11 protein-coding genes are annotated in these 11362 nt (G+C 68.6%); 4 read left to right on the top strand and 7 right to left on the bottom strand.

Going from position 1 to position 11362, the window contains the following annotated elements:
* Window positions 1-187: transposase (locus ACWF0M_RS05975; protein ID WP_452234472.1), on the top strand; the 187-nt coding region annotated here is incomplete at its 5' end.
* A gap of 132 nt (window positions 188-319) precedes the next feature.
* Here ACWF0M_RS05975 and ACWF0M_RS05970 read toward each other — a convergent pair.
* The 7 genes from ACWF0M_RS05970 to ACWF0M_RS05940 form a co-directional block, all read right to left on the bottom strand.
* Window positions 320-1033, bottom strand: coding sequence for an anti-sigma factor (locus tag ACWF0M_RS05970; RefSeq protein WP_452234471.1), 714 nt, complete (start codon window positions 1031-1033; stop codon window positions 320-322).
* Entirely contained in the window at window positions 1030-1641 is a 612-nt protein-coding gene (sigK, locus tag ACWF0M_RS05965; RefSeq protein WP_452234470.1) for an ECF RNA polymerase sigma factor SigK, read from the bottom strand. The genes ACWF0M_RS05970 and sigK overlap by 4 nt, the downstream gene beginning before the upstream one ends.
* A 2-nt stretch (window positions 1642-1643) precedes the next feature.
* Entirely contained in the window at window positions 1644-2312 is a 669-nt protein-coding gene (locus tag ACWF0M_RS05960; RefSeq protein ID WP_452234469.1) for a fasciclin domain-containing protein, read from the bottom strand.
* 70 nt (window positions 2313-2382) lie between these two features.
* Window positions 2383-3897, bottom strand: a complete 1515-nt coding sequence (locus ACWF0M_RS05955; RefSeq protein WP_452234468.1) for a molybdopterin-dependent oxidoreductase — start codon at window positions 3895-3897, stop codon at window positions 2383-2385.
* Between the two features lie 227 nt (window positions 3898-4124).
* Complete coding sequence (locus ACWF0M_RS05950; protein ID WP_452234467.1) at window positions 4125-5315, bottom strand: MFS transporter; 1191 nt, start codon at window positions 5313-5315, stop codon at window positions 4125-4127.
* Window positions 5315-6538 (bottom strand): MFS transporter, encoded by a 1224-nt coding sequence (locus ACWF0M_RS05945; protein ID WP_452234466.1) that lies wholly within the window; start codon window positions 6536-6538, stop codon window positions 5315-5317. Before ACWF0M_RS05945 ends, ACWF0M_RS05950 begins: the two co-directional genes overlap by 1 nt.
* A gap of 93 nt (window positions 6539-6631) precedes the next feature.
* On the bottom strand, window positions 6632-8428 hold the full coding sequence (locus ACWF0M_RS05940) for a sigma-54-dependent Fis family transcriptional regulator (RefSeq protein ID WP_452234465.1): 1797 nt from the start codon (window positions 8426-8428) through the stop codon (window positions 6632-6634).
* A 153-nt stretch (window positions 8429-8581) separates the two neighbouring features.
* Here ACWF0M_RS05940 and ACWF0M_RS05935 point away from each other — a divergent pair, with 153 nt between their 5' ends.
* From ACWF0M_RS05935 to ACWF0M_RS05925, 3 genes are all read left to right on the top strand, one after another.
* Complete coding sequence (locus tag ACWF0M_RS05935) at window positions 8582-8824, top strand: hypothetical protein (RefSeq protein WP_452234464.1); 243 nt, start codon at window positions 8582-8584, stop codon at window positions 8822-8824.
* A gap of 85 nt (window positions 8825-8909) precedes the next feature.
* Entirely contained in the window at window positions 8910-10562 is a 1653-nt protein-coding gene (locus ACWF0M_RS05930; RefSeq protein ID WP_452234463.1) for a hypothetical protein, read from the top strand.
* Window positions 10563-10567: 5 nt separating this feature from the next.
* Complete coding sequence (locus tag ACWF0M_RS05925; protein WP_452234462.1) at window positions 10568-11305, top strand: FAD-binding oxidoreductase; 738 nt, start codon at window positions 10568-10570, stop codon at window positions 11303-11305.
* The last annotated feature ends 57 nt before the right edge of the window (window positions 11306-11362 follow it).

The raw sequence follows: 11362 nt of genomic DNA, 5'->3' as shown, positions 1-11362 counted from the left end.
AGGCCACGCCACCTACAAACGCCGATCAGCCACCGTCGAAACCGTCATCGGACACCTCAAAGACCAAACCGGACTCCGCCGATTCAGCCGCCGCGGACTCACCGCCGCCACCAGCGAACTCAACCTCGCAGCCACCGTGGTCAACCTCCTCAAACTCCGCACCCGCACCCTCCAACCAGCAACCTGACCCCCCAGCCCGGGGACTCCCCGGCCAACCAGCCCGCACAACCGTGCTGACCACCAACCAAATCGCAACAGGCTCATGCCGACGATTTCTTTCCCCGCCACTACAGTTCAGCGTTCGGGGCGGGTGCACCTACTAGGTCAACGGAATCAGCGCCGCCGCCGGCAGCGTCGGCGTCCGGGATCCGCCGGCCGGCTCGAGGGTCAGGCCGAACGTCGTCATTCCGGTGGTCGAACCGTCGATGACTTTGGTGAGGTCGCCGGCGGCGAGGCCTACCGAGTGGGCGGTCTTTCCGGGGTCGATCATCCACAGTTGCCAGGTCCGGTCCGTGGGGAGCTCGGGCAGATCCCGCAGTACGACGACCGACTTGTCGGCCTTCGCGGAGACGACGACCGTGGCCTGCCCGCCGCCCTGGACCGCCCCGTGAACGGTCCGCGCGTCGGGTTGTGAGAGTACTGCGGTGAGCTGCTCGTTGGCGCGCTCCGCGGCGGTCCGGTTCCGGTACTCGTCCACCGCGGTCGCGCCGATGACAGCGACCACACCTGCCGCGGCGACGCGCGTCAGGAGCGAGCGACGGCTGAGGCGCCGACGTACGGCGAGCTGATCGTGGACGACCGGGGGGAGTTGGCGCACGTTCGCGATCGCGGACATGACGTTGGCCTTCAACGCGGGAGGTGGCGGGGCCGAGACCTGGGTCGCCAGTTTGACCGCGGCGGCGCGCAGTTCTTCGACCTCCGTGGTGCAGAAGGTGCATTCGGCGAGGTGCGCCTCGAAGCGGACCCGCTCGTCGTCCGGCAGCGCGTCCAGCACGTAGGGGCCGGTGAGGGTGTGTACGTCGGGTTCCGTCATGGCCGCTGCCCCTTCGAGGTTCCGAGGCAGTCGCGGAGGCGGATCAGGCCGTCGCGCATTCTCGCCTTGATGGTCGGAAGCTTGGCCCCGAGCTGCTGAGCGACCTCAGGGTACGTGTAGCCGTTGTAGTACGCGAGCTCGATGGACTCGCGTTGCAGCTCGGTCAGCGAGTCGAGGCATCGCCGTACCTGCTCCGCTTCGAGCCGGGTGGTGACAGTGTCGGCGACCTGGTCGAAGGCGACCTCTGCGGAGCGGGCGGCGACCTGCTCGGTGCGGTCGGCGGCCGCCTGTTCGGAGCGGACGCGGTCGACTGCGCGGCGGTGCGCGATGGTGAGAATCCACGAGTGCGCGGAGCCGCGGTCGGCGTCGTACCGGGTCGCGGTGCGCCAGACGTCGAGCATGACCTCCTGGGTCACCTCTTCGGACTGGGCCGGGTTGCGGAGGATTCGGCGTACCAGCCCGAACACCCACGGCGCGACCCGGTCGTAGAGGGCGCTGAACGCGGCGGTGTCACCGGTCGCGGTCAGTAGCAGCAGATCGCCGTCCGCGACCGCGCCGGATCGCGGGTGCGATCCGGCGGGCCAAGGCAGAGCGGTTGGTTCGTTCACGGTCAGCTTGCCGGGGGCATCAGAACGGAGTCGATGAGGTACACCGTAGCGTTGGCGGTCTTCACGCCGCCGCAGATCACGTTGGCGCCGTTGACCTTCAGGCTGTCGCCCGAGCCGCTCACGGTGACGTCCTGCTTCTCGACGGTCGGGTGCTTGCCGACGACCGCGGTCGGGTCGAGCTGCCCAGCGACCACGTGGTACGTGAGGATCTTGGTGAGCAGCGCGTCGTTCGTCTTCAGCGTGTTCACGGTCGCGGCGGGGATCTTCGCGAACGCGGTGTCGACCGGCGCGAAGACGGTGAACTCGCCGCCGTTCAGCGTCGAGACCAGGTCGACCTTCGGGTTGAGCTTGCCGGAGACCGCGGCGACCAGCGTCTTCAGCAGCGGGTTGCCCGACGCCGCGGTGGCGACCGGCGCGGCCGCCATACCGTCGATCGAGCCGGCGCCTGACGGGTTGGCCTTCGCGTAGTCGGCGCAGCCCGGTCCGACCAGTCCGGTGGCCGCTTCGCTCATGGACGGCGTGGTGCTGGTGGCCGGTGCGCTGCTGCTCGTGCTGGTCGTCGTACCGCTGGAGGAGCTGCTGTTGTCGTCGCCGCCCCCACAAGCGGATGCGGTCATTGCGAGGGCCAGCGCGCTGAGTGCGAGACCGGCGCGGGTGAGGTGCTTGGACATGACTTGGACTCTTTCCTCAGGAAGGTTTTGCTGACGGGTGTACTTCGGAGCCGGTCGCCGGCCGGATGGGTCACTCGACCATCACGACCGTGTTGTGCAGGCCGCTCGCGCCGTTCGGGCGCGGCGGTGCCGGGCGATCGGTCTGCAGTTCGCCGGTCGCGTCGGTCGCGCGGACGGTGAGTTTGTGCGTGCCGGGCGTGGCGTTCCAGCGGAACGTCCACTGCCGCCAGGTGTCCGGGCCGTCGACGGGCGCCAGCCGGGCCGGTTGCCACGGTCCGTTGTCGACCTGGACCTCGACCTTGCTGATGCCGCGGTGCTGCGCCCACGCGACCCCGGCCGCGACAGCGGGTCCAGGTTTGACGGTCGCGAAGCCCTTCGGTACGTCGATCCGCGCAGACGTCTTGATCGGCGCCTCGACGGACCAGCCGCGGTCGGTCCAGTACGCGCTGAAGTCGCTGAACCTGGTGACCTCGAAGTCCACGATCCACTTGGTCGCGGACACGTACCCGTACAGGCCGGGGACGACCATCCGCACCGGGAAGCCGTGCTCGAACGGCAGCGGTTCACCGTTCATCGCGACCGCGAGGATCGCGTCCCGGCCGTCGGTGAGCGCGGCGAGCGGGGTGCCGATCGTGAGCCCGTCGACGCTGGTCGACTTCACCGCATCGGCACCTTCCCGTACGCCGGTCTCGCGCAGCAGGTCCGCGATCGGTACGCCGATCCACCGGGCGTTCCCGGCGTACGGACCGCCGACCTCGTTGGACACGCAGGTCACCGTGATGTCGCGCTCGATCAGGCGCCGTTCGAGCAACTGGCCGAACGAGACCCGGAGCTCTTTGTCGACAAGTCCGTGGATCCGCAACTCCCAGTCCCGCGGGTCGATCCGCGGCACCTGGAGGAGCGTGTCCACGCGGTAGAACTTGGCGTTCGGCGTCGTGAACGGGCTGATCCCGGGTACGTCGACGCTCGCCTGCAACGGCCCCGCGGCATCGGTCGGCCGAGGTACGCGAACCCGCGCCCTAAGCTCCTGCCCGGACCCACCAGCAAACCGAGCAACACCGGCGGCCCCGGCACCCACGACTGCGACCGCCGAGACAGTCAGCAGGAACCGTCGCCGATCAAACCCCTCCGGCTGCTGGGCATCCGCCCGCTCTCGCGTCGGACTTCGCGTGACCAGCGCCATCGCCAGCACCGCGACCGCCAGGGTGACTGTTGCCGGGAGCAACCGATCGGCCGTGCTTCCGGCCGCGGACCGGCTCACGATCGCGAACACCAACCCCACCAGCCCCAACCCACCCGCGACAGCAACCGCCGTCCGCCGATGCCCGCGGGCGCCCATCACCCCGGCGACGGCGGCGACGATCGCGAGCGTCGCGCAGATCCCGACACGAAGCAGTGGACGGTCCGCCGTACCGAGGTTGCGAACGGCCCAGTCCTTGACCGGGCCAGGGGACCAGTCGATGACCTGTACGCCGACCGCGTCGACCGGCCACGGTCCGCCGGTCAGGTCCGCGACGAGATACCCGACCGCGAGCGCCGCACCAGCTGCGACCACACCACCCAAAGCCCCAACTATCTTGTGCATGCCCAGGATTCGGCACCGACGCAACTCCGGATGGTTCGACCCCACCCACACCCACCCGCAGGCGCCGCTGTTCCTCGAGTCGTGGGTTTCGGCTGGCAAACACCGACTCGATCCACGACTCGCGGTTTCGGCTGCCTCTGTCAGTTCGTGCTGGAGGGTGCGGCCGGTTGTGTGGCGTTCGGCGTCGCCGCCAGCACCACCCGCAGCTTTTCGGCCATGACCGAATTCTACGGTCTGGAGACGATCAGATGTAGCACCACGGTGGCTGCGAGGATGACGGCGGCGAAGCCGAGGAGGCCGGACGGTGCGCTGCCGGCGGTCAGGGCGAGGCCGCCGACGGCACTGCCGAGCGCGGAACCCAGCGACATCGCGCTGCCGTTCAGGGCCATCACGATCGCGGCGGACGCCGGGGCGAGGCCGCCGAGCCGGACCTGCTGAGGCACGGCCGCGCCGCCGTTCCCGGCGCCCTGGAGGAGGAACCAGCTCACGCCGACCACCGCGAGCGCGGTGGCCGAGGTGAGCAGCAGGCCGGCCAGGCCGAGAACCGAGTTCAGCAGCAGGACGATGAGTACGACGGTGAGGACGCGCGGTGCCGGGAAGCGGTCCGCCAGCCTGCCCGTGACCGCGTTGCCCAGCGCACTGGCGACGCCGTACCCGAACATGATCGCGATGATCATCCAGCCGGCCGGAAAGGACGGGCCGAGGATCAGGACGGCGTACGTGAAGCAGGTGAAGCTCCCGGCGAGGATGCCGCTGGTGACGAGCAGGGAGCCGAGGAGCCGGGGCCGGCCGAGTGGGCGAAGCTGGTCGGTGAGCCGGCCGTGCGGAAGGTGCCGGCGCGGGAGGCCGCGCAGGATGCCGGCCAGGGCGATCGTGCCCATCACGGCGACCAGGATCATCGGGTAGCGCCAGCTGGACTGCCCGATCACCAGGCCGACCGGTACGCCGAGGGCCGTCGCGGTCAGCAACCCGCCGAGCACGAACGACAACGCCTTCCCGCGGTGCCGGACCGGCGTCACAGCGATCACGTAACCGCTGACGGCCGCGTTCAGCAGGCAGCCGCCGAGCGCCGCCACTACCCGCCCGGCGAACGCGATCGGGTACGTTGTCGCGAGCCCGACGACCAGGTTGCCGAGGACGAAGACGGCCAGCGCGGTCGCGATCGTCGTACGGCGCTCCCACCGCGAGGTCACCGTTCCGAGAACCGGCCCGGCGAAGGCCGCGGTCAGCGCGAACGCGGACATCAACTGGCCCGCAGCCGCCACGCTGACGTGCAGGTCCGCGGCGATGGTGGGCAGCAACCCGGTCAGGACGTACCCGTCGATACCCATCGAGAATGTCGCCACGGCCAGCCAGATCAGCGGCCGGTACGAGAACTCCTGCTCCTCAACCGTGTCAGCGGCGCAGGTGTCCGTCACTAGACGGCGGCTTTTGCGGCGCGGGAGGCGCGAGCGACGAGGAGATGCAGACTGACGGTGATCGTCAGGACGACGGCCGAGACGCCGAGCAGGCCGTTCGGCGAGGAGCCCGCGGTCAGTGCGACACCGCCCAGACCGCTGCCGAGGGCCGAGCCGAGCGAGATCGCGCTGCCGTTCAGCGCCATCACGATCGCCGCCGAGTCCGGTGTCATCGACGCCAGCCGCGCCTGCTGCGGAACGGCCCCGCCGCCGTTGCCGACGCCGGCCGAGAAGAACCAGACCAGCCCCCACACGGCCGCGACCACCGCGGGAGCGAACATCAGCGCGATCATGCCGAGTACGGCGTTCAGCAGCAGCCCGATCAGCACAACGGTCAGCACCCGGAGCGCCGTGAACTTGTCGACCAGGCGTCCCGTCACCGCATTGCCGGCCATGCTCGAGACGCCGTACCCGAACATGATCAGGATCATCGCCCACTTGGCGTGGAAGTGCGGTCCGAGGATCAGCGTCGCGTACGTGAAGCAGGCGTAGCTGCTGCACAGGATGCCCGTGGTGACGAGCAGGCCCGCGACCAGGCGTGGCTGGCCGAGCGGGCGGAGGCGTTCGACGAGGGTGCCGCCGGGCAGGTGCAGTTGCGGAAGGCGGAGCAGGATGCCGATCAGTGCGATCGTGCCGACCACCGCGACCAGAACCATCGGGAACCGCCACGAAGACTGCCCGAGCACCAGACCGACCGGCACGCCGAGCGCGGTCGCGGTCATCCAGCCGCCGAGCACGAACGACAACGCCTTGCCGTGGTGCTCGGACGGGGTCAGCGCGAGCACGTACCCGGTGACGGCCGCGTTCAGCAGACTGCCGCCGAGCGCCGCGATCACCCGGCCGCTCATCGCGACCGGGTAGTTGGTCGCGATCGCGACGACCACGTTGCCGAGCACGAACACACCCAGCGACAGCACGATCGTCGTACGGCGTTCCCACCGTGACGTCAGCGTGCCGAGCACCGGGCCGGCCAGCGCGGAGGTGAGCGCGAACACCGACATCAACTGACCGGCGGCCGCCGGGCTGACGCTCAGGTCGCCGGCGATCTGGGGCAGCAGGCCGGCCAGTACATAGCCGTCGATGCCCATCGAGAACGTCGCGACCGCGAGCCAGATGAACGGGCGGTACGAGAAGCCCGAGAAGCCCTGCCTCTGCGCCGCGTCGGCGGGTCGCGTTTCCGTCACACGACTATCTCACCGCGAGCAGAGGCCTCACGGCAAGGGTAAATTGATCACTTCTGCCAGAAATGGCGATTTCAGGTGCAGCTCCGATCACATTTACGGAGGCTGTATTCCATAGTCGTGGATCTTCCGGTAGATGGTCGCGCGGGACATGCCGAGCGACTTGGCGGCGCGGCCCTTGTGGCCGCCGTTGGTGACCAGGCTGTGCACGATGGCGTCGCGCTCGAGCGCCTCCAGCTGGCTGAGGCTGCGGCGGCTGACCGCCCCGGTGCCGGCCGGCAGGTCCGCCGGTGTGATCACACCGGCCCGGCGACGTCGTACGACGACCTGCTTGAGGACCTGGCACAACTCGGCCGTGTTGCCGGGCCACGCCGAGCGCAGCAGTTGCTGCATGGTTTCAGGCGCACACGTCAGGTCACCGTGGCTCAGCTGGTTGAGGAAGTGCGGAACCAGCTCGCGGATGTCCTCGATATGGTGCCGCAGCGGCGGCACCTCCACGGTCAGCGGGAACAGCGTCAGCAGTTCGCCGAGGTCCGGGGTGACGCCGTTGTCGCAGGTGAGCGTGAGCGCGATCCACGGCGGTGCGGAGGGCCGGCGCTCGAGTACGCCGTACAGCGCCTCGGCGAGATCGTCGAGACCGTCCATGTCCAGGCACTCGGCGTGCCGGATCACCAGGGCCTGCACGGAGTCGTCGGCCAGCTCCGCATCGAGCTCGGCGGCGAAACCGTCACCCGTCCGCGCCGCGTCGACGATGTGGAACGGGCCGGCCGGGTTGTTCTGCTGGTGCGCGGCACGTGCCAGCGCGACCTTGCCGACGCCGCGTTCGCCGCTGAGCACGACCCACTGGCCGGCCCGGCAGGCGTTGTCGACCTCGCGGCTGCTACCGAGCCACGGCGCGCTCCGGCCGACCAGCCCGGGCAGCACCGGACGCGGCGGCGGCCGATGACCGGACGACTGCGTCCGCAGGTTCACACCGGCCGAATGCGGGCTGATGTGCAGGACTCCGGCCCCGGTGCGCCCACCGATCGGGTGACCGGTGATCCGGACCCAGGCCCCGGTCGGCAACTCGGCCAGCACCGTCTCGGTGCCGCCCTGGCCGAGCATCTCCGTCGCGTGCCCGAGGACCGCGCGCTGGTCGCCGGCGTCGAGCGACTGCCGGGCCTTGGCGTTCATCAGCAGCAGGTCGTCGTCGATCGCGATGACCATGTCGCCGAGCCGCCGGGAGGTCTGCAGGTACGCCTCCAGCAACGAGAGTTCCCTGGTCGAGCTGTCGCGGAGCAGTGCCGCGCGGATGCTCTCGGCCGTGCTCTTGGCGAGCGCCATCAGCAGCGACCCGGCGTCCTTGCGCCAGCAGGTGAGGTCGATGGCGCCGAGCGTCTTCCCGTTCAACGGGTGTTTGATCGGTACGCCGGCGCACGCGAGGTCCTCGAGGTCCTCGGCGTAGTGCTCGTGTCCGAACACGTGCATCGGTCCGCCGACGTCCAGCGCGGTCCCGATCCCGTTCGTGCCGGCGAACTCCTCGGCGTAGCTGAAGCCCGGCGCCAGGGAGACCTTGTCGAGGTGCCGCGCCAGGTCGTTGTCCGCGGTCAGACGTTGCAGGACCAGGCCGGAGCGGTCGGTGAGAATGACGCTGATCGGCTGACCGTCGAGGTTCTCGTGAAGTTTCCGCAGGACCGGCCCCGCGCTGCGGGTGAGCGGGAGATCCTTGTCCGGGTCTGCGACGTACGGCAAGGTGATCCGGTCGGCGGGCAGGTTCCAGTGCCGCGACCGGACCCAGGAGGCCAGGATCGGCGGCCGGACGTCCTGCGGCGCGACCGGATCGAGGGTGAGGAACTTCAGCCGGGCCTTCGCGGTCCGCCGGTTGTCGTCCAGCGTGGGTGCGAGCTCGTCCACCAGGGGCCTCCTGACGCCAGGTGGCAACAGCGCGGATCCGCGGCCCCACCACCCGGTCCTCTTCGAGCGTAATGCACTCCGCCGCAACTGGTGTCTCAGATTGAGACAATCGGCCGCGCGCCCAGGGTTTGTGATGCGAGGAGGAGGGCGCACATGGAGAACCTCGAGAACGCGGAGTCGTACAACCCGTGGTCCGTCGTCCACCTGGTCTTCGAACACCTCGCGGACATCGGCCTGCATCCGGTCCTCGGCGCGACCGGGCACCCCGGCGAACCTGCTGCCGAACTGCTGCGCTGCCTCGGTATTCGTCCCGATCCGGAGGGGGACCAGCGGATCGCGGCGCAGACCGCGGAACAGCTCGCGGAGCTTCGGACCAGGATGCTCGGCGAACCCTGACGCGCTTCTCAATTTGAGACCTTCAGCACACGCCCTCCCACGTGTACTGCAGATGACAGCCGGTCACATGAGCGGGAGGAGTGCCATGAGTCGCCAGAGTGTGGCGAAGGCCCACCAGAAGATCCAGGAGCTGTCCTGGGAACCGGCGTACCACGAGCCGGTCTCCCAGTACGGCACCGACTACACGTTCCGCAAGGCGCAGAAGAAGGACCCGCTGAAGCAGGTCCTGCGGTCGTACTTCCCGATGCAGGAAGAGAAGGACCACCGGGTGTACGGCGCCTCCGACGGCGCGATCCGCGGCAACATGTTCCGCCAGGTGCAGGAGCGCTGGCTGGAGTGGCAGAAGTTGTTCCTGAGCATCATCCCGTTGCCGGAGATCTCCGCCGCGCGGGCGATGCCGCTGCTGTTCCGGACCGTGCCGAACCCCGAGCTGCACAACGGGCAGGCCATCCAGATGATCGACGAGGTCAGGCACTCGACGATCCAGCAGAACCTCAAGCGTCTGTACATGAACAACTACATCGACCCGGCGGGCTTCAACTCGAGCCTGCGCGACTTCCAGAGCGACTACTGCGGCACTATCGGCCGGCAGTTCGCCGAGGGGTTCATCACCGGTGACGCGATCACGGCGGCCAGCATCTACCTGACCATCGTGGCGGAGACCGCGTTCACCAACACGCTGTTCGTCGCGATGCCGGCCGAAGCCGCGGCCAACGGCGACTACCTGCTGCCGACGGTCTTCCACTCGGTCCAGTCCGACGAGTCCCGGCACATCAGCAACGGGTACGCCACCTTGCTGATGGCGCTTTCCGACGAGGACAACCACCAGCTGCTGGCCCGCGACCTGCGGTACGCGTGGTGGAACAACCACCGCGTCGTCGACGCGGCCATCGGCACGTTCATCGAGTACGGCACCAAGGACCGTCGCAAGGACCGCGAGTCGTACGCCGAGATGTGGCGGCGCTGGATCTACGACGACTACTACCGCAGCTACCTCGTACCGCTGGAGAAGTACGGGCTGGAGATCCCGCACGACCTGATCGAGGAGTCCTGGAACCAGATCTGGAACAAGGGCTACGTGCACGAGGTCGCGCAGTTCTTCGCCACCGGCTGGCTCGCCAACTACTGGCGGATCGACCCGATGACGGACAAGGATTTCGAGTGGTTCGAGTACAAGTACCCGGGCTGGTACGACAAGTACGGCAAGTGGTGGGAGAACTACAACCGGCTGTCGCGGCCGAACGGGCACAAGCCGATCGTGTTCGAGGACGTGGACTACGAGTACCCGCACCGCTGCTGGACGTGCATGGTGCCGTGCCTGGTCCGTGAGGACATGGTGATGGCGAAGGTCGACGGCCAGTGGCGGACGTACTGCCACGAGATGTGCAAGTGGACCGACGAGACCGCCTTCCGGCCGACGTACCAGGGCCGGCAGACGCCGAACATGGGCCAGCTGATCGGCCACCGCGAGTGGGAGACGCTGTACCACGGCTGGAACTGGGCCGATGTGGTGTCGGACATGGGATTCGTCCGCGACGACGGCAAGACCATGGTCGCGCAGCCGCACCTCGACCTGGACCCGGACAAGATGTGGACGCTCGACCACCTGCGCAAGTGCCCGCCGCTGGCGAGCCCGAACGTGCTGCTCAACGAGATGACCGATGACGAGCGCACCGCGTTCGCCGCCCGTTACGTGAAGGGAGGCCCCGCCGGCCGTCCCGCACCTGCCGACGCCTGATTCCGATGGGCGGCAAGCACGTCGTGCGGTTCGAGCCCGTCGGCATCGAGATCGAGGTCGACGAGGAACAGACGATCCTGCGTGCCGCGGCCGAGCAGGGCGTGATGCTCATGCACGGCTGCAAGGAGGGACAGTGCGCGTCCTGCAAGTCGTTCGTCCTCGACGGTGAGGACATCGACCTGGACCGGTACTCCACCTTCGCGCTGCCGGAGTACGAGCTGGACGAGGGCTACACCCTGCTCTGCCGCGCGCACGCGTTCGAGGACCTCACGATCGAGCTGCTCAACTACGACGAGGAGATGATCCGCTCCGGGCTGCCGATCCAGGAACGTACGGCGGAGGTCGTCGCGATCACCCCGGTCACCCACGACCTGCGGCACCTGGTGCTGAAGCTCTCCGGCCCCGAAGAGCTGAAGTTCTTTCCCGGGCAGTACGTCGACCTCCAGGTGCCGGGCTGGAACGCCAGCCGCTCCTTCTCGATGGCCAACACGTCGAGCCGGGAGAGCGGGCAGCTGGAGTTCGTCATCAAGGTCTACCAGGGCGGCCTGTTCTCGGAGTTCCTCGACACCGAACTGCAGGTCGGCCACCAACTGGAGCTGAGCGGACCCTTCGGGGTGTTCACCCTCCGGGACAACCCGGGGGCCCGGCTGGTCTTCGTCGGTGGTGGCGCCGGACTGGCGCCGATCCTGTCGTTGGGGGGGGGGGTGGGCCCCCCCCCCCAACGCCCGCCCGGGGGGGTGTGAAAACCCGGGTCTGTTAAAAAAAATAAGCTGGCCACCACAAAAAAACAGTATATATAA

This window comes from Kribbella sp. NPDC055110 (genome assembly GCF_053607525.1).
This window is presented reverse-complemented; position numbering and strand designations above follow the sequence as displayed.